We start from the raw sequence: 19,819 nt of genomic DNA, 5'->3' as shown, positions 1-19,819 counted from the left end.
TGTAGATTCACCCTTTGAAGCGCGGCAGGTTTTACATCGTCCTCTTCCAGCGCGGCCCCTGCGGCGTGTCCTCGATTATTATCCCCTTTGCCGCGAGCGTCTCGCGTATCTCATCGGAGCGCTTGAAGTCTTTCGCCTTCCTCGCGGCGCTGCGCTCGGCTACGAGCTCGTCGATTTCCGCGTCCCCGTCGCCCTCTTTTTCCTCTTTCACCAGATATCCGAGGATATCATTCGTTTTATCGAAGAAAGCTTTTGCCGCTTCCAGCCCTTCTTTGTCGACGGCTTCGTGCTCCGACAGATGGACGTTGACGGCGCGCACGTTTTCGAAGATGAAGCCGAAGGCCCCGGCCGTGTTGAAGTCGTCGTCCATCGACGCTGCGAAGCCCTCTTCGTTCGCTTTGAGCGCCATGCGCAGGGCTTCGTCTTTTTCTCCGGCACTCCTGTTTTCGAGCGCGAAGATCAGGTCCGTGCAGCAGTTGTTGAGGCGTTCGACCGCGCCCTTAGCGTGTTCGAGCCCTTCGGCGGAGAAGTTGAGCGGCGAGCGGTAGTGCACGCTCATCAGGAAGAAGCGCAGCACGAGCGGGCTGATCCTCTGGCGTACGTCGCGCACCGTGAGAAAGTTGCCGAGCGATTTCGACATTTTTTCCTTGTCTATCAGCAGATAGGCGTTGTGCAGCCAATACCTGACGAAGTGCGCGTCGTTGGCGCACTCGGACTGCGCTATTTCGTTTTCGTGGTGCGGGAATATAAGGTCGCTGCCGCCGCCGTGTATATCGATCGTACTGCCGAGATATTTATTTGACATTGCGCTGCATTCGATGTGCCAGCCGGGGCGCCCCTTACCCCAAGGGCTTTCCCAGAAGGGCTCTCCGGGCTTCGCGCCCTTCCACAGCGCGAAGTCGAGCGGCTCGCGCTTGCGCTCGTCCACTTCGACACGCGCGCCGGATATCAGCTCGTCGACACTCTGCTTGGAAAGGCGTCCGTAATCCTTGAAGCTCTCGACGCTGAAGTAGACATCGCCGTCGATCTCGTAGGCGTGCCCCTTTTCGATGAGCCTTTTTATTACGTCGATGATCGCGGGCATCTCCTGCGTCGCGCGCGGGTTCACGGTCGCGCGGCGGATGCCGAGGGCGTCGGCATCCCTGTAATATTCGGCGATGAAACGCTCGGCGAGTTCGGCGACCGTCGTGCCCTCTTCGTTCGCGCGCCTGATCATCTTGTCGTCGATGTCGGTGAAGTTCTGTATGAACGTTACCTCGTAGCCGAGGCTTTCGAGATAGCGCCTGAAGACGTCGAAAAGGACGAAGGGGCGCGCATTGCCTATATGAAAAAAGTTATAGACGGTCGGCCCGCAAACGTAGAAGCGGACCCTGCCCTCTTCGATCGGGACGAATTTCTCCTTCGTCCTCGTCAGATCGTTATACACCGATAAAGCCATAAAATGCACCTCCGCATTACTTCTTGCACATTATTGTGATATCCTATAACATGAAAGGGCGGAGCGCAACAAAGAAAGGGTAATTTTCTTGAACAAAGAAGAGCTGACAAACTTTGTAAAGGGATTCCCCGACAAGCCGGGCGTTTATCTGATGCGGGACGAGAACGGGGAGATTATTTATATAGGAAAGGCGAAGTCTCTGAAAAAAAGAGTTTCCTCTTACTTTCGCCACAGTAATTTCGCTTCGCCGCGCCTGCGCAAGCTCGTCGAAACTATACGCGACATATCCACGATGAGGACCGAGAGCGAAATCGAGGCGCTGATCCTCGAAAACAGGCTGATAAAGCTCTACCAGCCCTTCTTCAACGTAGATCTGAAGATGAACGAGCGCTACGCCTATATAAAGATAACGGCGGAGAGATATCCGAGAATCGACGTCACGCGCGTGAAACTCGACGACGGAGGGGTCTACATAGGCCCCTATGTGCGCGTGCGGGAGGTGCGCGCTCTGTTGCGCCTCGTCGAGCGCTATCTTCCGCTGCGCTCCTGCGGGAAAGACGCGCCTAAGCCGGCGAACGGCCGGCCGTGCATGAAATATTCTCTCGGCCGCTGTCTCGCGCCATGTTGCGGCCTCTGCACTGAGAACGAATACCGAGACCGCGTCGCAGACGTCGTTCTGCTGCTCCAGGGGCAGGGGGCGGAGCTCGTCGAACGCCTGCGCGCGAGAATGGACAAGGCCGCGAAGGCGCTGCGCTTCGAAGAGGCTGCTCACCTGCGCGACACTATACGCGCCATCTGGCGCGTCAGCCGGCAGCAGCATACGACGCCGGAGATACCGGCGGGCGAGGATGATTTCTGGGAAGTGCTGAACGCGATGCAGAAGACGTTTGGTCTTCCTATGCTTCCGTGGCGCATCGACGGCTTCGATATCTCGCACAGCGCCGGTAATTACACTGTCGGCGTTGCCGTCGTATTTGAACAGGGATATCCGAATCCCTCCCTCTACAGAAAATTCAACATCAAAACGGTCGAGGGCATAGACGACTTCCGTTCGATGAAGGAGACGCTCACGCGCCGCTACTCGCGCTCTCTTGCCGGGGAAGAGCCGCTGCCCCAGCTGATACTGATAGACGGTGGCCCCGTGCAGCTCGACTTCGCGCTGCAGGCCCTCGACGGCCTCGGGATAGATAACATACCGGTCGTCTCCCTGGCCAAGGAATTCGAAGAAATATACCTGCCCGGCGAAAAAGAGCCTCTGCGCCTCGACCGCGCCGACCCGGTGCTGCGCCTGCTGCAGCGCGTGCGCGACGAGTCGCACAGATTCGCGATCACCTCGCACCGCGCGCGCCGCGCCCAGAGCTTCAAGCGCAGCAAAATAGAAGAGGTACCGGGGATAGGCAAAGCGAAGGCCGCGATGCTGATAACGCGCTTCGGCAGCGTGAAGGCCATAAAGGACCTGCCGCAGGGGGAGCTCGCGGCGGCCCCCGGCATAGGGCCGACGCTGGCGAAGAGGATACTCGCGAAGCTCGGCGAAGAGCCCGTGGGTAGCGGCGCCGATATAAAAAATCCAAAAGAGAAAGCCGGTGGTGAAGTTGGCGGCGAATAGAACTGACGAATTTTACATGCGCTGCGCCCTCGAGCTCGCGGCGAACGGCAGGGAGTGCAGCCCGAACCCGCGCGTCGGCTGCGTGATAGCGCGCGGCGGCGGGATAATAGGGCGAGGCTGGCACAAAAAATGCGGCGGCCCGCACGCCGAGGTCGAAGCGCTGCGCGACGCGGGCGGAGATATAGAAGGAGCGGACGTCTACGTAACGCTCGAGCCATGCTCACACTACGGCAGGACTCCGCCCTGCGCCGATATGCTCGCGGAGCGCCGGCCGAAGCGGGTGATTGCGGCGCTCACGGATCCCAACCCTAAGGTGGCCGGGCGAGGGCTCAAGAAGTTAAGGAACGCCGGAATAGAGGTCGAAACGGGAGTGCTTGAAGAGGAGTGCCGCTGGATGAATCGCGGCTTCCTGCGCAGAATGGCGCTCGGACGCCCGTGGGTGACGCTGAAGGTCGCCGCGTCGCTCGACGGCATGGTAGCTCTGCCAAACGGCGAAAGCAGATGGATAACGGGCGCCGAGGCAAGGAAGCGTACGCACGGGATGCGCGCGGAAAACGACGCGCTGCTGACGGGAGTCGGCACCGTCGTGGCCGACGACCCTCGGATGACGGTGCGCGACGCGCCGGGCAGATCGCCGGTGCGCGCGCTCCTCGACAGGACTCTGCGTACCCCGCCGACGGCAAAAATACTTGACGGCGGCGCCGTCATATTTACTCTTGCGGACGCTTCGCAGGAAAGGGGCGAAGCTCTCGAAAGCGCCGGAGCCAGCATAGTGCGCGTCGCGTCCGGCGAAGATTTTCTGCCGGAGGTTTTGAAAGAGCTCTGCGGGCGCGGCGTCAACTATCTGATGGTGGAGGCCGGGCCGGCCGTCGCTTCATCCTTCATAAAAGAGAAGCTCTGCGACGAGCTCGCGCTCTTTATCGCCCCGAAGATAATAGGAAATGGAAAATCCTTCGCGGGCTTAGCCGAGTTCGCGAAAATAGAGGACGCGCCGCGCGTAAAAGATGTAAAATACACGAAATGCGGCGACGATTTGCTGATAAGGGGTGTTTTTGAATGTTCACCGGACTTATAGAGACTACGGGCGTCATCGAATCGATTTCGCCGAAAGGGGACGTCGTAGAGCTGACCGTCAAGGCGCCGTCCATAGCCGGCGAGCTGATAAACGGCGATTCCGTCTCGCTCTCGGGCGCGTGCAGCACGGTGACGTACTGCGACGCGCGGACATTCCGCGTGGAGATGATGCCGGAGACCCAGAAGCGCACGAAGCTCGGCACGCTGCGCTCCGGCTCGCGCCTCAACCTCGAAAGGGCGATGCGCGTCGATTCGCGTCTTGACGGACATCTCGTAGCCGGACACGTTGACGGCACCGCGACGGTAAAGGAGATAGAAAGCTTCGGCGCGACGAAAAAGATATATTTTACGGCCCTCGAAGAGATTCTTTGCGGCATAGTCGAAAAGGGCTCCGTGACGGTGGACGGCGTCAGCCTCACGGTCATCGACGCGGAGGAAAATTTTTTCTCCGTTGGAGTGATACCCGCTACGCTTGCCGGGACCACTATAGGGGAGCTGAGAGGCGGCGACACGGTCAATATCGAGACCGATATGATAGGAAAGTATATAAAGAAGTACCTCGAAAGCACATTCGGACGAAAAAATGGCGATGAAAAGGTGAAAAATACGCTGACTTGGGATAAACTAACTGAGTATGGCTGGAGTTGAAACCGCGCCACACCCACGGAGGGAAAGATATGCTCAACACGATCGAAGAAGCATTAGCAGATATTAAAGCCGGGAAAATGGTCATCGTCGTCGACGACGAGAACCGCGAAAACGAGGGCGACCTTATAATGGCGGCGGATTTCTGCCGCGCGGAAGACGTCAACTTCATGATAACGAAGGCGCGCGGCCTCGTCTGCGTGCCTATTTCCTGCCAGCAGGCACGCAGGCTGGATCTGACGCCGATGGTGGAGCGCAATACTGACGCCCACGGCACCGCCTTCACGGTCTCCGTAGACCATCTGCAGGGAACTACGACCGGCATTTCCGCCGCAGAACGCGCGATCACCGCCCACGCGCTCGGTCAACCCGACGCGCTGCCAGGGGATTTCCGCAAACCTGGGCACGTCTTCCCGCTGATCGCCCGCCCGGGGGGGGTCCTGCAGCGCGCGGGGCACACCGAGACTGCGGTCGACCTTACGCGCCTCGCTGGGCTGAACCCAGCCGGCGTCATCTGCGAGGTCATAAACGAGGATGGAACTATGGCGCGCCTGCCGCAGCTCGTTGAATTCGCAAAGAGAGAGGGGTTGAAGATAACCTCCGTCGAAAAGCTCATCCGCTACAGGGTTATGCGCGAAAAGTTCGTCAAAAAAGAGACCGTCGTCCACCTGCCGACGCAGTGGGGCGACTTCGCCTGCCACGCTTACACGAGTCCCTACGGCGACAACCCGGGAGCCGTGCACATCGCCCTCGTAAAGGGCGACATATCGGGAGACGAGCCCGTCCTTACGCGCGTCCACTCCGAATGCTTCACCGGCGACCTGCTTGGCTCGCTCCGCTGCGACTGCGGCCCCCAGCTCCACCGAGCTATGAGCATGATAGAAAAAGAGGGGCGCGGCGTCCTCCTCTATCTGCGCCAGGAGGGGCGCGGGATCGGCCTCCTCGCGAAGCTCAAGGCATACGAGCTTCAGGACAGGGGGCTCGACACCGTGGAGGCGAACTTGGCGCTCGGCTACGCGGCCGACCAGCGCGATTACGGAATCGGCGCTCAGATACTAGAGGACCTCGGCCTCAAAAAGCTGCGCCTTATGACGAACAACCCCGTTAAGATCACGGGGCTCGCGGGCTACGGGCTTGAGGTCACAGAGCGCGTGCCTATAGAGATAGCGCCGAATCCCTACAACGAACGCTATATGAACACGAAAATATGCAAGATGGGACATCTGCTGAACAACAGGATGCAGTACGACTGCAAAAATTTCGGCCGCAACGGCCGATAATTATATTTATGAAGGACAAGGAGGATACCAAAATGCGCACCATTCAGGGAGATATGTTGGGAAGCGGGCTGCGCTTCGCGATAATAGGATCCCGCTTCAACGAACTGATAACGTCGAAACTCATCGAAGGGGCGAAAGACGCGCTCGCGCGTCACGGCGTGAACTATCAGGACATAGACCTTTTCTGGGTACCCGGCGCGTGGGAGCAGCCGGTGATAGCGAAGGAAATAGCTCTTCTCGGAAAATATGACGCGATAATAACGCTGGGCGCGGTGATTCGCGGCGATACGACCCATCACGAGTACGTCGCCGGCGAAGCGTCGAAAGGGCTCGCCCAGGTCGGGCTGCAGTACCGCGTGCCAGTGGCGTTCGGCATACTTACATGCGAAAACCTTGAACAGGCCCTCATGCGCGCCGGGAGCAAATCCGGCAACAAGGGCGCGGACGCCGCGCTGTCGGCGCTTGAGACGGCAAATCTTATGAGAGAGATACGCTCTATGGAGGGAACGAAGGCCTGATGCTCGATACGAAATGGGTACGCGAGCATTACGAGGAAGTGGCGGAGATGCTCGCGTCGCGCAATAACGCCTTTCCGCTCGACCGCTACAAGGAGCTTGACGAGGAACGCAGAGGCGTGCTGCTGAAGGTCGAGAAGCTGAAGGAACGCCGCAACGCCGGCTCGAAAGAGGTCGGCGCGAAGAAAAAGGCCGGAGAGAACACCGACGCGCTGCAAAACGAGATTCGCGGGCTCGGCGACGAAATCAAAAAACTCGACGACAGGGCAGCTGAAATTCAAAGCGAGCTCGACGAACTCGCCCTGAGCATCCCGAACCGCCCGCATCCGAGCGTGCCGAAGGGCAAGGACGAATACGACAACGTCGAAATGCGCCGCTGGGGGACGCCGCGCGACTTCAAATTCGAGCCAAAGCCTCATTGGGAGATCGGCGAAGCTCTCGATATAATGGACTTCGACCGCGGTGTCAAACTCGCCGAGAGCCGCTTCACGGTGCTGAAGGGCGCCGGCGCGCGCCTCGAGCGCGGCCTGATGAACTTAATGCTCGACCTGCACACGACTCAGCACGGCTTCACGGAAATAGCGACGCCGGCTCTCGTGAACACGAAGACGATGACCGGCACCGGACAGCTGCCTAAGTTCGCCGAAGACCTTTACCGCTGCCTGAACGACGACCTATGGCTCATACCGACGGCCGAAGTCCCTCTTACGAACCTGCATTCCGGCGAGACGCTGAAAGAAGCAGAGCTGCCGATGTACCTCTGCGCGTTCACGCCCTGCTTCCGCCGCGAAGCCGGCAGCTACGGGCGCGACATGCGTGGCATGCTGCGCCAGCATCAGTTCGACAAGGTCGAAATGGTGAAGATATCGACGCCCGAGAAGAGCTACGAAGAGCTCGAGCATATGACGAACTGCGCTGAAAAGGTCCTTCAGCTGCTCGGCATTCCTTACCGAGTGATACTCCTCTGCACTGGCGACATGGGTTTCGGAGCCGCGAAAACTTACGACGTCGAGGTCTGGCTGCCGTCGCAGCGCACCTACCGCGAGATAAGCTCCTGCAGCGACTGCGAAGATTTCCAGGCGCGTCGCATGGGGCTTAAGTACAAGCCGGCCGACGGGGGCAAGCCCCGCTTCGTCCACACGCTGAACGGCTCGGGGCTCGCAATAGGACGCACACTGATAGCCGTCATAGAGAACTATCAGAACGCCGACGGCTCGGTAACGATTCCCGAAGCGCTCCGCCCCTACGTCGGGGGCATGGAAAAGATAAGCGCTTGACGGAAAAAGGAGATAAAGTTTGGGAGCCGCCGGGAAAAATCTTGCGGCTTCCTTGTTTTATGGTAGGATATACCTAACGTTAGGCTTTATATCTTTTGACGGGAGAATGGCTTTATATGGTCGGCACACATGGCACAACGGTAATTATGATTCTAATGGTCGCGCTGATCTGCGTTATGATTCAAAAATTCTTCAAGAAATATCTTGAAAGCGACCAGTATTATTACCTGAAGGACATCACATTGATAGGGGCGTGGGCCCTTTGCGGCATATGGATGCCCGACGGCCCGCTGCGCATCACCGTCGCGGCCGGCGTCGCCTCGGCCTGTATAGGCTTCTGCCAGAGAGCGACGCGCGGGAAGAATCTGCGCTGCCTGTACTTTCTAGTAGGGCTCGTGTTTTCGCTCTTCGGACCGCGCATCGCGTTCATCGAATACGCCGGTGGGCAGTATTATTACCTTTCGTACTTCGCTTCTATCGCGATAAGCACGATCTGGGTAGGGATATTCCCGATATTTTTTCAGGAGATCGACGAGATCCCCGGACTCTGCGGCCTTTTGCTCACGGTGAGCTGGACGATGATATCCGTCGTGATTCTCACCTCTTCGCAGAGCTTGCGCGACGCGTCGCAGATCTGCGTCATCGGGCTCGTGATGCTAATCGTCTTCTGGAACAGGCACATATATGCCTACCGCCGCCTCACTGAGCCTCTTACGGGGCTTTGGGGGACGCTATTCGCCGGGCTTTCGATCTTAGGCGTGAGCAAGGGGATAACCTTTTACACTCTCGCGCTGCTCCCTCTCGGATTTTTCGCGCTGCCGATAACCGAGGCTTCAGTGGGCGTCGTAAGCGCCTTTTTCTCGCCGCGGCCGGCGGCCAACCTGATGCTTTACAGAAAGCTGATAATGCACGGCTACTCGCATCCGGTCGCGATACATTTCGTAGTCGCAGTATGCGCTCTGCTCGGCTGTCTCGTCTCCGCGATACAGATCGGATTTCCGGATTTCTTTTATCTTCTTGCCGCCGTGTGTGCGATCTTCGGGGTGATTTGGGTGGGGTATTCCTTTAAACGTCAGCGGGGAAATATGAACGACGAATGCAGACGCCCGCGCCTCTGGGGCGTGACGGTCGACAACATCTCGCTGAACTACGCTCTTTCGCGCGTCCAGCATTGGATGAATTCCCAACGCGCCCCTCATATAATCGTAACGCCCGACGCGCTCGCAGCTCTCAGGAGCAGGACGGACGAAAGATACAGAAGGATCGTACGCGGGGCCGGGCTTGTGCTGCCCGACGGCGCCGGGCTCGCCGGAGCTCTTAAACTTAACGGGACCCCTGTACAGGAACGCATTCCTGGTGTAGAATTCACCGAACATCTCTGCCGCCTTGCCGAACAGAACGGGTGGCGCGTATGGATGCTCGGCGGCGAGCCGGGGGTGGCGGAGGCGGCGGCCGCAAAACTGATGGAAAAGTACCCGAGGCTCGTCGTCGCCGGCGCTGGCGACGGCTTTTTCAAACCCGAAGAGAGCGGCTCGCGCTGTGAAGCTATCAGGGCGGCCGAAACGGATATACTTTTCGTCGGCCTTGGGGTACCGAAGCAGGAGTACTGGCTCGACGAATATTTCGCCGCGACCGGCGCGGTCGTCGGCATGGGGATAGGCGGCAGCATGGATGTTATTTCGGGCAAGCTGGCGCGCGCGCCGAAGTTATGGCAGTCTCTCTGCCTCGAATGGCTTTACCGAGCGATACAGGAGCCGTGGCGCTGGAGGAGGCTTTCGAAGCTTCCGCTCTTCGTCTGGTATTTCCTGCTGACGCGTCTCCACATCGACGGCTATAAAGACGGCGCCGGCGATGAGTGACGCCGAATCGGATGCTTCAATAAAACGAAAGGGATTGTGATTGAAATGAAAATGGACAAATTGCTCAAACAGGCGCAGAGAATGCAGGCACAGATGGCTCTCGCGCAGCAAGAGCTTGAAAAGGCGGTGCTCGAGGGAACGGCCGGAGGCGGTGCGGTTAAGGTCACGGTGAACGGCCACGGCGACGTGCTTTCGGTAACGATAGACAAAGAGGTCGTAAACCCCGAAGAGATCGAGATGCTCGAAGACCTCGTGCTCGGAGCGATAAAAGAAGCTCTCTCGAAGGCCAAAGAGCTTTACGGCTCGAAGATGAACACGCTGACGGGCGGCCTCGGCGCGGGTTTCCCAGGACTTATGTAGCGAGGCGCCCCTTGTCTCTTCCCGGGCCAGTACAAAAACTAATAAAACAGTGGAGCAAGTTGCCGGGAGTCGGGGAAAAGACTGCCCGGCGCATGGTATTTTATCTGCTCAGGCAGGAGCCTCAGCAGATAAGGGAATTCGGCGAGGCCGTGATATCACTTACCGAAAATATTCGCCACTGCAGCCTCTGCGGAGCGATAACCGACGTCGATCCCTGCCAGATCTGCACCGACCCCCTGCGAAACCAAAAGCTGCTCTGCGTCGTCGAAAACGAAGAGGACTGCGTTGCGATGGAGCAGGCCGGCATATTCAACGGGATATACCATGTGATCGGAGGACGCCTATCGCCGCTCGACGACGAAGAGATACCGCAGGAGAGCCTTGAAAGGTTGCGCGAGCGCGTCGAAATGGGCGGGGTCGAGGAGATAATCCTCGCGACGGCGCCGAGAATCGAAGGAGACCTGACGGCGTACGCCGTTCAGGAGGCGCTTTCGGGAGTGCCGGTCAAGGTATCGCGCCTTTCGTACGGCCTGCCGGTGGGCGGCAGCATAGGTTTTGCCGACCGCGTTACGCTGCACATGGCGATGGAGGCGAGAAAGGAGATGACCCATACGGGAGAAAATTTTTAATTTCTGATTTAAAGCGTGCATTCAAAGCAACTACAAAATAAGAGAGGAGGAATTTTCAATGCGCCATGACAGAGAACTTTCAAAGATGATGAGAAGAGTCGTGTACGCGGTGATGGTGTTTGTCTGCGCGGCGGCCGGATATCAGATATCCCTGCTGATACTGCGCGCTAAGCTGTGGCCCTCGATGTCGTCGATACACCCGATTGGAATGACAGTCTTTATCGTACTGCTCTCGGCAGTTTTAGGCTTTATTCTTGCGCCGCTCTTCTGGTGGGCTTTGATTAAATTCGGGCAGTTCTTCGAGACAAGAATACAGAACGTGAGCGTGTCAGATCTGATAATAAGTATAATAGGGCTGATGCTGGGGCTGCTGCTCGCAAACCTGATAGCGATTCCGCTTTCCAAGATTCCTGGAGGAATCGGCGTATATATCGCGATACTACTGAACGTAGCCTTAGGCTACTGGGGGCTGAGATTCTTCGCGAAGCGCGGAGACGATTTCTGGAACATGCTGACCAACATCAACATAAAATCGAAGCTCTCGCTTCCGTCGAAAAAGAAGGGCGCCGCCGAGAGCGGCGTGGCGATCTCGCAGGGGGCGCAGTTTTCATATCCCAAGGTGCTCGACACGAGCGCGATAATCGACGGACGTATCCTCGACGTAGCGCAGACGGGCTTCCTTGAGGGGACGATCGTGCTGCCGCGCTTCATCTTAGCCGAGCTGCAGGGCGTCGCTGATTCGACCGATTCGCTGCGCAGGACGCGCGGCCGCCGCGGCCTCTCAGTCGTTACGGAGCTTCAGAAAGTCGAGGGGCTGACCGTCGAAATACCCGAAGTCACGCTGCGCGAGCTCGATCGCGACAAGGTGGACGAAGCGCTCGTCGTGCTTGCGCGCCGGCTGAACGGGAAAGTAATCACGACGGACTACAACCTCAACCAGGTTGCTCAGATTGAGGGCGTCGACGTTCTCAACGTCAACGACTTAGCGAATTCGCTGAAGCCGATGTTACTTCCCGGCGAAAAGGTCGAGATAGACATAATACGCCTCGGCAAAGAAAACCATCAGGGGATAGGCTATCTAGACGACGGCACGATGCTCGTCGTAGAGGACGGTTCGCGCCACGTAGGCGAGCGCGTCAAGGTCACCGTCACCTCGATGCTTCAGACCTCGGCCGGCAGAATGGTATTCGGACGCATACACCCATAGCTATGGAAACTCCTCACTGGTCATTCCTGATCGCAGCGGCTGGCAGCGGAAGCAGGCTCGGCGGAACGCCGAAGCAGTTCCGCGCGCTTGCCGGCCGACCGGTGTGGCGCTGGTCGTACGAGACTGCAGAGCGTCTGCGCTCGGAAGGGGCGCTGCGCGACATCGTGCTCGTGCTTCCCGCGGAGAGAATCGAGGAATTCGCTGCCGACTGTGAGAGGTTGAACATAACAATTGCGCGCGGCGGAGCCACGCGCTCCGAATCCGTGCTCAACGGACTTGAAAAATGCCGCGGGTCGCACGTGCTTGTGCACGATGGGGCCCGCCCTTTTATTACCGAGGAACTCTTGCTCACGCTCATGAGCGAGGCGGAGCGGCACGGCGCCGCCGTGCCGCTCCTGCGCTGCACCGACGCGCTGAAAAAAATCGACGGAAGCCTCCTAACGGCGGCCGACAGGAATATTTATCTACGCACTCAGACTCCTCAGGCTTTCAGGCGGGAAGAGCTGACGTCGCTGCTGCGCGGCGCATCCCCTGCGGACGACGAGGCCTCCCTGTGGACGGCTTCGGGGCGCGGCATCGTACGAGTCGACGGAGACGAAAGGAATTTTAAGATAACGACGCAGTTCGACTGGGAGATGGCCCGCGCGATGGCTGAAAACAATATCGAAAGAAGGGCGGGGCACGGCTTCGACATCCACAGGCTCGCCGAAGGCAGGCCCCTGATAATCGCCGGAGTCAGAGTCGCCGGCGTTGATTTCGGCCTCTTCGGACATTCCGACGCCGACGTCGTTACGCATGCGGTAATGGACGCGCTGCTCGGCGCGGCCGGGGAAGCCGACATCGGGACGCTCTTTCCGGCAAGCGATGAAAAATGGCGCGGCGCGGACAGCATAACGCTGCTGCACAGCGTGCTTGCGCTGCTCGCCTCTAAGGGCTGGCGCGCCGATTGGGTCGACGCGACGCTGATCGCGCAGCGCCCCAAGCTCGGCGCTCTTCTCCCGCAATTCAGGGAGAAGCTCAACGCGGAGCTCGAGGGCGACGGCGAACATCCGAGATTCAACATTAAGGTGAAATCCGCCGAGGAGTGCGGAAGCGCCGGGCGCGGCGAGTGCATGATCTGCCACTGCGTCGCGGAGATAAGCCGCATCGCGCTTTGAGAGAAAAATTTAATTTTATACGGAGGTATTGATAAATGGGCTGGAGAGAAGATAAATTTGTTGACTACAGTGGCTTTACGTTCGACGACGTGCTGCTGGTGCCCGGCTACAGCGAAGTCGTGCCGGCGAAAGTCAGCGTGGCTACCAGGCTGACCCCGCAGATCGAGCTCAACATTCCGATTTGCAGCGCCGCCATGGATACGGTGACAGAGGCGCGGCTCGCGATAGCCCTTGCGCGCGAGGGGGGAATCGGCATCATGCACAGAAACATGCCGATAGAGCGTCAGGCAATGGAAATAGATAAAGTGAAGCGCTCCGAGTCCGGCGTCATAGTCGACCCCTTCTACCGTCACCCATCCGATTCGGTGCGCGAGGCAGTTGCTCTTATGGAGCACTACCATATCTCCGGCGTACCGGTAGTGGACGATCAGATACGCCTCGTCGGCATCATCACGAACAGGGACCTCCGTTTCGTAACGAATCTCGACCAACCCATATCCAACATAATGACGAAGGAGAACCTCATCACCGCTCCCGTGGGGACGACGCTCAACGACGCCAAGCAGATACTCATGGGGACAAAGGTGGAGAAGTTGCCGATAGTCGACAAGGAAAATAAATTGAAGGGGCTCATCACGATAAAGGACATCCTGAAGGCGAAGGCGTTCCCGAACGCGACTAAGGACTCGCACGGACGCCTGCGCGCCGGCGCGGCGATCGGAGTAGGAGAGGACGCCAAAGAGCGCGCAGAGGCGCTTGTGAAGGCCGGCGTAGACGTGATCGTGATAGACACCGCGCACGGACATTCAAGAACGGTGATCGACATGGTAAGCGAGATACGCGCGCTCTATCCCGACATTCCGATAATCGCCGGCAACATCGCGACGAAGGAGGCGGCGGATATGCTGATCGACGCGGGGGCCGACGGAGTCAAGGTCGGCATCGGACCTGGTTCGATATGTACGACGAGAATCGTCGCCGGTATCGGCGTCCCGCAGGTCGCGGCCGTGATGAACGTCTCCGAAGAAGCCCACAGGCGCGGAAAGACCGTCATCGCCGACGGCGGCATCCGCTACTCCGGCGACATAGTCAAGGCCCTCGCGGCCGGCGGCGACGTCGTTATGATTGGCTCGCTCTTCGCCGGCACAGAGGAAAGTCCGGGGGAGGCCGTCATCTACAAAGGGCGCTCCTTCAAGAGCTACCGCGGCATGGGCTCTCTCGGAGCGATGAAGGGCGGCTGCAGCAAAGACCGCTACTTCCAGGAGGGCATATCGGAGGACAAGCTCGTGCCCGAAGGAATAGAGGGAATGGTCCCGCACAAGGGCCCGCTCTCCGGAGTCATCTATCAGATGGTCGGAGGCGTCCGCGCCGGGATGGGCTACGTCGGAGCGCCGACGGTCGACGCACTGCACGAGAACGCACGCTTCGTCCAAGTGACGGCGGCGTCGATGAAGGAAAGCCATCCGCACGATATAGTCATCACGAAAGAGGCCCCGAACTACTGGGCGGAATAAAAGGCAGACGCCGCGCAGCGCGGCTTCTGTTCGTACGACTGCGAACATAAAGGAGAATCGAATGCCCGACATCAAAATAGCGACCTTCAACGTAAATTCCGTAAAAAGCCGCCTGCCGCTCCTTGAGGGCTGGCTTGCGCACTCGGGCGCGCCGGACATCCTCTGTCTTCAGGAAACGAAATGCCGCGACGAAGAATTCCCGTCGGCATTTTTTGAGGGGCGCGGATACCGCTGCGTTTATAAAGGAATGAAGAGCTATAACGGCGTGGCCGTCATTTCGCGCGAAGCGCCGGACGAATTTGAGTTCGGCCTCTGCGACGGAGAGGAAGATGGACGCGAAGAATCGGAAAACGCGCGGGTTGTAAGAGCGCGCTTCGGGCCGCTCACAGTGCTCAACACCTACATTCCTCAGGGCAAAGAGATCGATAACCCCGATTACCCTTATAAGCTGCGCTTCATCGCGCGTGTGCGCGGACTCCTCGAAAGAAAATGCACTCCGGAGGATAGGGTAGTATGGCTAGGAGATCTTAACGTCGCACCTACGGATATCGACGTAACGAACCCCAAAAATAAAAAAGAGCACGTCTGCTTCCACGAAGACGTAAAAAAAGCGCTGAAGGACGCTATGGGGTGGGGGCTCGTCGACATATTCCGCGAGCAGCTGCCGGGGGCCGGTGAGTACACCTTTTGGGATTACCGAATAAAAAACGCGCTTGAGAGGAACATCGGCTGGCGCATCGACCACATCCTCGGCACGAAAAGCGTCGCGGCCCGCTGCACAGGCGTTAAGGTCGAGCGCGGGCTGCGCGCCGCCGAACGCCCGAGCGACCATACGGCCGTAGTCGCCTCCTTCAGCTTCGATTAACCCCCCCAACGGCCAAAAGTTTTCCCTCAAGCTCCTGCAAAAGCGACAAGAATTGTCTCGGAAAATCTCCGAGGCAATTTCATTTTTCTCTCTTGACAAGTTAGCTTATGCTAATTATTATATACACGTTTGTTAGATATTGCTAACTCGAATGGAGGAAGGCTATGGACAGCAAGTCTCTCGATTATCTTATCGCTTTTCATTGCGCTCCGACGCTCGCCGGAATAAAGCCTGCCAATATGTTCAGCTGGCGCGCCGCGCCCGCCTCCGAGATGAGCGCGGCGACGGCGAAAAATATCCTCAGAGACTGCGGTGTTTCATTAGAGGTGCTTTGCAGCTGCGAAAGACATTCGCTGATCTATATATACCGCAGAAATATGCTTGAAGAGGTTTTTACGCCCGAAGCAAACGAATTTTTGGAGGGTTACGGCTATAAATCCGAAGCCGGCGTCTGTGAAAAGCTAGACACGCTTAAAGAGCGCTTTTTCTCCTGCGGCTGTTTTCCGCATGAGATAGGGCTTTTTCTCGGCTATCCCATCGAAGACGTGCGCGGCTTCATAGAGAATAACGGGCACGGATATAAGGTTTGCGGAACTTGGAAGGTCTACGGCGACAAGGAGAAAAGTCTGCAGCTTTTTGACCGCTACAAGAGATGCACCGAATATTTCTGTAAAAATTTTGACGCAGGCCGCGAAATGGCGCAGATAGTCTATTCTGCTCCCATGTTCAGCTGAATGCGACAAAGAAAGGTGGAGAATATCGTGGGTAAAATCGCTGTAATTTACTGGAGCTCCGGAGGAAACACCGAGGCGATGGCCAACGCAATCGCGAAAGGCATAGCATCGCAGGACGTATGCGCTGAAGTATACACGGTATCGGAATTCGGAGGAAAAAATCTGAACGACTATGAAAAGTTTGCTTTAGGCTGCCCCTCGATGGGCGTCGAGGTCCTCGAGGAAAGCGAATTCGAGCCTTTCGTCGCGTCGGTGGAAAAGCAATTATCCGGAGAAAAGATCGCCCTCTTTGGTTCGTACGGCTGGGGAGACGGCGAATGGATGAGAAATTGGGAAAAGAGGATGCTGGACGACGGCTGCCTCGTATTCGAGACTGGGCTCATCATCAACCTGACGCCGGACGAAGAGGGAATCAAAAAGTGCGAGGAGTTCGGCGCGCGTTTCGCAAAGTTTTAAACTAAATGAGTAGCAACCTTTGCGGGGAGAGAAATTTCTCGCAAAGGGTTATTTTTTTGGCGGAAATGGTCGCGACAACCGACCAATAACGGCGAATAAAACGATTCAAGGGAGGTTTTCACGATGAAAGAAGGGTGTGAGCGTTGTCTGTTTTTCGCAGCTGGAGTCCTTGTCGGAGCCGGGGCCTTTGCGCTCGTAAAGAACGGCGCCGCTAAGAAAGCCGCTGTAAAGGCCCTCGCCAAGGGGATGCAGCTTCAGGAAAAGGTGGCGGCCTCGGCCGAGGCCGCGAAGGAAGCGGCGTCTGATATGATCGCAGAGGCAAGATGCTGCATGGATGAAGAGAAATAGCCGCCAGCGGCTGAAATTTCTGTTATCTTCCGCGGTCCGCGTTTAAAAAAACGCGGACCGCGGGCTGTGAGGGAGTCTTATGGAATTTTCAATCGTACACGAATTGCCCGGGCGCATCCGGTTGCGCCCGGCGAAGGGTGCTTTCAACAAAAAAAACGAAGCCGCGATAGAGACGCTGCTCGAAGCGCAGCGCGGCGTAAAAAAAGTCAAGGCCTCCGCGCTTACCGGCAGTATTTTGATATATTTCGACGAGCCGTACAGAGGAAGAGTCCTCTCTGCGGCGGCGTTGCTCACTAAGGATATTTACGACGACAGCGAGCTTTACGCCTTAAGCAGAGATTCGGCGGTTCCGAGCCTGATGGGCAGCATCGCCCTGATGGCGGCGCGCTCGGTATTGCGCATGATGCTTCCCTTCCCGCTGCGCAGAGCCGTCAGCGTAATGCGCTCGCTGTGCTTCGTCAGGCGCGGGCTGCATTCGATTTTCGTGCGCCGGAAAATAGACGTCGCGGTGCTCGACGCCTCCGCGATAGTAAGCGCTATGGCGAGAAACGACTTTACCTCCGCCGGAGTAGTGATGACCCTCATACGGCTCGGAGACCTTCTCGGAAGCTGGACGGAACAGAAGTCTAAAGAAGATCTCGCCAAGACTCTGGCGCTTCGCACTGAGCGTGTGTGGCTAAAACGCGGCGGCGAAGAGATCGAAGTGCCCTTCGCCGAAGTGGTGAAGGGCGACCTTATCATAGTGCGCGCAGGCAGCGTGATACCGGTCGACGGAAGGGTCGCGGAAGGCGAAGCCGTCGTCAATCAATCGTCTATGACGGGAGAGGCGCTGGGAATAGCGCGCAGAACGGGGCACAGCGTCTACGCCGGGACGGTCGTCGAGGAAGGCATGATAGTTGTCGAGGCGATAGAGATCGGAAACGCTACGAGGATAAGCAGAATCATCAAGGTGGTCGAGGAATCCGAAGAGCGCAAGGCCTCGATACAGGGACGCTCCGAACATCTCGCCGACAGCATAGTGCCCTTCAACTTCATGCTCGCCGGCCTGATCTACCTTGCGACGAGAGACCCTCTGCGCGCGTCGTCGGCGCTGATGGTCGACTACTCCTGCGCAATAAAACTGGCCACGCCGCTCGCAATACTCGCGTCGATGCGCGAAGGAGTAAAGCACGGCATCCTGATAAAAGGAGGCAAATACCTCGAAGCGCTCGCCGCGGCCGACACGGTGGTCTTCGATAAGACCGGCACTCTGACCGTCGCCGAGCCGAAGGTCGTCAAGGTCATTCCTCTAAACGGCTACCGCCGCGACGAAGCGTTGAAGCTCGCCGCGTGCCTTGAGGAGCATTTCCCCCATTCGATAGCCAAGGCCGTCGTCTGCAAAGCCGAAGAGGAAGAGCTGCGTCACGCCGAGGAGCACGCCGAGGTGGAGTACGCCGTCGCCCACGGCATAGCGTCCAGCCTCAGCGGCAAACGGGTCATAATCGGCAGCGCGCATTTTGTCTTTGAGGACGAGGGGATAGAGATATCGGAGAAAGAAAAGAAGATTATCGACGAAGAGAGCGGACATTACTCGCTGCTTTATCTCGCCGTGGGAAACAGACTCGCCGGCATAATATGCATAGCCGACCCGCTCCGCGCCGAGGCCGCGCCGGTCGTAGCCGAGCTGAGGAGAGAGGGGATAAAGCGCATCGTGATGCTCACCGGCGACTGCAAAAAGGCCGCTGAAAACGCCGCGTCAAAGCTGGGGATAACTGAATTCCGCCACGAAATGCTGCCAGTAGAGAAGTCGCAGTACGTAGAGGCGCTTGCCGGACAACAGAAGGGCGTGATAATGGTGGGGGACGGCGTGAACGATTCTCCGGCTCTTTCCGCAGCGAGCGCCGGCGTTTCCATGAGAAGCGGGGCGGACATAGCGCAGGAAGTAGCCGACGTCGTGCTGCTTGAGAATAACATTTCTCCGCTTACGGACGCCGTGCGCATAGGAAGGCGGACGATGTCAAAGATAAATAGGAATTATTGTTTCATCGTCTGCGCGAATTCTCTGTTGTTGGCGCTTGGACTCGGCGGATATATTTCGCCGGCGCTCTCGGCGCTGCTGCATAATCTGTCGACGGTGGGAGCCAGCGCATACAGCCTCTCGCCAGTCCTTGAGCGGAAGCGGACGCAAAAAAATTAAGGATACGCTCCCAAAAAAGCAGGGCGCGGAAAGGCGCGAAAATCTCTGCCGAACTGGGAGTCGTCGTTGTTCAGTCATTTCAGACCGCCTCTTGCGGAGCGGGATGGGTTGTCCCCTTATTCCACAGCTTGAAGTAGTAACCGTCCGCGTTGGAAAGCAGATTTTCATGCCTGCCTGCTTGTACGATGAGAGTATAACAAATTCTGTGTAAACTCCATAGAGAAGAAAGCAAGCCTCCTGGATTGGTGTTAAGATAAATTCAATCCAGGAGGATATTTTTATGGCAAGACAGAGAAAACTGACACCGGAAAGAAAAGCGCTTATTCAGAGTCTCCTTTCCCACTACAAACCGGAAGACGCCCAGGACGTACAGGCTATGCTGAGGGATCTTCTCGGAGATACGATCCAGCAGATGCTGGAAGCCGAGATGGATGACCATCTCGGTTACAGCAAATATGACTACAAGAACAAGCATACAGATGACAGCCGCAACGGCTACAGCCCTAAAACAGTCACCTCTTCGGCCGGAGATATCCCGATCGACGTCCCCAGAGACCGCAAGGGTGACTTCGAACCGCAGTCAGTCAAAAAGAACCAGACCGATATCTCAAATATAGAGGATCAGGTCCTGTCCATGTATGCAAAAGGCATGACGACCCGGGATATCTCGGCTCACCTG

19 protein-coding genes are annotated in these 19,819 nt (G+C 57.6%); 18 read left to right on the top strand and 1 reads right to left on the bottom strand.

The genetic code is table 11. The features are described 5' to 3' along the window. Positions 1 to 31: 31 nt before the first annotated feature. Positions 32 to 1,438, bottom strand: a complete 1,407-nt coding sequence (gene cysS, locus EH55_RS11690) for a cysteine--tRNA ligase (RefSeq protein ID WP_037978103.1) — start codon at positions 1,436 to 1,438, stop codon at positions 32 to 34. 88 nt (positions 1,439 to 1,526) lie between these two features. Here cysS and EH55_RS11685 point away from each other — a divergent pair, with 88 nt between their 5' ends. From EH55_RS11685 to EH55_RS11600, 18 genes are all read left to right on the top strand, one after another. Next, on the top strand, positions 1,527 to 3,044 hold the full coding sequence (locus EH55_RS11685) for an excinuclease ABC subunit UvrC (RefSeq protein ID WP_037978101.1): 1,518 nt from the start codon (positions 1,527 to 1,529) through the stop codon (positions 3,042 to 3,044). Continuing rightward, the gene (ribD, locus tag EH55_RS11680) at positions 3,022 to 4,119 is read left to right on the top strand and encodes a bifunctional diaminohydroxyphosphoribosylaminopyrimidine deaminase/5-amino-6-(5-phosphoribosylamino)uracil reductase RibD (RefSeq protein ID WP_236617130.1); all 1,098 of its coding nucleotides are present in this window, start codon (positions 3,022 to 3,024) and stop codon (positions 4,117 to 4,119) included. Before EH55_RS11685 ends, ribD begins: the two co-directional genes overlap by 23 nt. Continuing rightward, the gene (locus EH55_RS11675; protein ID WP_037978097.1) at positions 4,101 to 4,766 is read left to right on the top strand and encodes a riboflavin synthase; all 666 of its coding nucleotides are present in this window, start codon (positions 4,101 to 4,103) and stop codon (positions 4,764 to 4,766) included. Before ribD ends, EH55_RS11675 begins: the two co-directional genes overlap by 19 nt. A gap of 29 nt (positions 4,767 to 4,795) precedes the next feature. Beyond that, a complete protein-coding gene (locus EH55_RS11670) occupies positions 4,796 to 6,043 on the top strand; it encodes a bifunctional 3,4-dihydroxy-2-butanone-4-phosphate synthase/GTP cyclohydrolase II (protein WP_037978096.1) in 1,248 nt (415 codons plus the stop codon). Positions 6,044 to 6,075: 32 nt separating this feature from the next. Further along, positions 6,076 to 6,561, top strand: a complete 486-nt coding sequence (gene ribH / locus EH55_RS11665; protein WP_037978093.1) for a 6,7-dimethyl-8-ribityllumazine synthase — start codon at positions 6,076 to 6,078, stop codon at positions 6,559 to 6,561. After that, entirely contained in the window at positions 6,561 to 7,835 is a 1,275-nt protein-coding gene (gene serS, locus EH55_RS11660; protein ID WP_037978091.1) for a serine--tRNA ligase, read from the top strand. Before ribH ends, serS begins: the two co-directional genes overlap by 1 nt. Before the next feature lie 116 nt (positions 7,836 to 7,951). After that, entirely contained in the window at positions 7,952 to 9,694 is a 1,743-nt protein-coding gene (locus EH55_RS11655; RefSeq protein WP_037978089.1) for a WecB/TagA/CpsF family glycosyltransferase, read from the top strand. Positions 9,695 to 9,739: 45 nt separating this feature from the next. After that, positions 9,740 to 10,054 (top strand): YbaB/EbfC family nucleoid-associated protein, encoded by a 315-nt coding sequence (locus tag EH55_RS11650; RefSeq protein WP_037978087.1) that lies wholly within the window; start codon positions 9,740 to 9,742, stop codon positions 10,052 to 10,054. Positions 10,055 to 10,065: 11 nt separating this feature from the next. Then, positions 10,066 to 10,683: a recombination mediator RecR gene (recR, locus tag EH55_RS11645; RefSeq protein ID WP_037978085.1), complete on the top strand. Its 618-nt coding sequence runs from the start codon at positions 10,066 to 10,068 to the stop codon at positions 10,681 to 10,683. A gap of 58 nt (positions 10,684 to 10,741) precedes the next feature. After that, positions 10,742 to 11,890 carry a PIN/TRAM domain-containing protein gene (locus EH55_RS11640; RefSeq protein WP_037978084.1) on the top strand — a complete coding sequence of 383 codons (1,149 nt, stop codon included), beginning with the start codon at positions 10,742 to 10,744 and terminating at the stop codon, positions 11,888 to 11,890. 2 nt (positions 11,891 to 11,892) lie between these two features. After that, entirely contained in the window at positions 11,893 to 13,047 is a 1,155-nt protein-coding gene (ispF, locus tag EH55_RS11635) for a 2-C-methyl-D-erythritol 2,4-cyclodiphosphate synthase (protein ID WP_037978083.1), read from the top strand. A gap of 35 nt (positions 13,048 to 13,082) precedes the next feature. Further along, the gene (guaB, locus tag EH55_RS11630; protein WP_037978081.1) at positions 13,083 to 14,561 is read left to right on the top strand and encodes an IMP dehydrogenase; all 1,479 of its coding nucleotides are present in this window, start codon (positions 13,083 to 13,085) and stop codon (positions 14,559 to 14,561) included. A gap of 61 nt (positions 14,562 to 14,622) precedes the next feature. Further along, on the top strand, positions 14,623 to 15,426 hold the full coding sequence (gene xth / locus EH55_RS11625; RefSeq protein ID WP_037978080.1) for an exodeoxyribonuclease III: 804 nt from the start codon (positions 14,623 to 14,625) through the stop codon (positions 15,424 to 15,426). 164 nt (positions 15,427 to 15,590) lie between these two features. Further along, complete coding sequence (locus EH55_RS11620) at positions 15,591 to 16,160, top strand: DUF3793 family protein (RefSeq protein ID WP_037978079.1); 570 nt, start codon at positions 15,591 to 15,593, stop codon at positions 16,158 to 16,160. 27 nt (positions 16,161 to 16,187) lie between these two features. Continuing rightward, positions 16,188 to 16,616: a flavodoxin gene (locus tag EH55_RS11615; RefSeq protein ID WP_037978078.1), complete on the top strand. Its 429-nt coding sequence runs from the start codon at positions 16,188 to 16,190 to the stop codon at positions 16,614 to 16,616. Positions 16,617 to 16,739: 123 nt separating this feature from the next. Further along, positions 16,740 to 16,964 (top strand): DUF1490 family protein, encoded by a 225-nt coding sequence (locus EH55_RS11610; protein ID WP_037978075.1) that lies wholly within the window; start codon positions 16,740 to 16,742, stop codon positions 16,962 to 16,964. Positions 16,965 to 17,043: 79 nt separating this feature from the next. Beyond that, a complete protein-coding gene (locus tag EH55_RS11605) occupies positions 17,044 to 19,140 on the top strand; it encodes a heavy metal translocating P-type ATPase (protein ID WP_037978074.1) in 2,097 nt (698 codons plus the stop codon). A gap of 280 nt (positions 19,141 to 19,420) precedes the next feature. Further along, a partial coding sequence (locus EH55_RS11600; RefSeq protein WP_037978073.1) for a transposase occupies positions 19,421 to 19,819 on the top strand: 399 nt, incomplete at its 3' end.

This window comes from Synergistes jonesii, from assembly GCF_000712295.1.
In the GTDB taxonomy this organism is placed as follows: domain Bacteria; phylum Synergistota; class Synergistia; order Synergistales; family Synergistaceae; genus Synergistes; species Synergistes jonesii.
The sequence above is the reverse complement of the archived record's forward strand: the minus strand, read 5'-3'. Positions and strand labels throughout refer to the sequence as shown.

What these genes read in the sequence shown, in the direction of transcription:
- EH55_RS11605 (WP_037978074.1), top strand. Translation starts at nt 17,044, where the DNA reads ATGGAATTTTCAATCGTACACGAATTGCCCGGGCGCATCCGGTTGCGC.
- guaB (WP_037978081.1), top strand. Translation starts at nt 13,083, where the DNA reads ATGGGCTGGAGAGAAGATAAATTTGTTGACTACAGTGGCTTTACGTTC.
- ribH (WP_037978093.1), top strand. Translation starts at nt 6,076, where the DNA reads ATGCGCACCATTCAGGGAGATATGTTGGGAAGCGGGCTGCGCTTCGCG.
- EH55_RS11675 (WP_037978097.1), top strand. Translation starts at nt 4,101, where the DNA reads ATGTTCACCGGACTTATAGAGACTACGGGCGTCATCGAATCGATTTCG.
- xth (WP_037978080.1), top strand. Translation starts at nt 14,623, where the DNA reads ATGCCCGACATCAAAATAGCGACCTTCAACGTAAATTCCGTAAAAAGC.
- cysS (WP_037978103.1), bottom strand. Translation starts at nt 1,438, where the DNA reads ATGGCTTTATCGGTGTATAACGATCTGACGAGGACGAAGGAGAAATTC.
- ispF (WP_037978083.1), top strand. Translation starts at nt 11,893, where the DNA reads ATGGAAACTCCTCACTGGTCATTCCTGATCGCAGCGGCTGGCAGCGGA.
- EH55_RS11650 (WP_037978087.1), top strand. Translation starts at nt 9,740, where the DNA reads ATGAAAATGGACAAATTGCTCAAACAGGCGCAGAGAATGCAGGCACAG.
- EH55_RS11655 (WP_037978089.1), top strand. Translation starts at nt 7,952, where the DNA reads ATGGTCGGCACACATGGCACAACGGTAATTATGATTCTAATGGTCGCG.
- EH55_RS11610 (WP_037978075.1), top strand. Translation starts at nt 16,740, where the DNA reads ATGAAAGAAGGGTGTGAGCGTTGTCTGTTTTTCGCAGCTGGAGTCCTT.
- EH55_RS11640 (WP_037978084.1), top strand. Translation starts at nt 10,742, where the DNA reads ATGCGCCATGACAGAGAACTTTCAAAGATGATGAGAAGAGTCGTGTAC.
- EH55_RS11670 (WP_037978096.1), top strand. Translation starts at nt 4,796, where the DNA reads ATGCTCAACACGATCGAAGAAGCATTAGCAGATATTAAAGCCGGGAAA.
- EH55_RS11620 (WP_037978079.1), top strand. Translation starts at nt 15,591, where the DNA reads ATGGACAGCAAGTCTCTCGATTATCTTATCGCTTTTCATTGCGCTCCG.
- serS (WP_037978091.1), top strand. Translation starts at nt 6,561, where the DNA reads ATGCTCGATACGAAATGGGTACGCGAGCATTACGAGGAAGTGGCGGAG.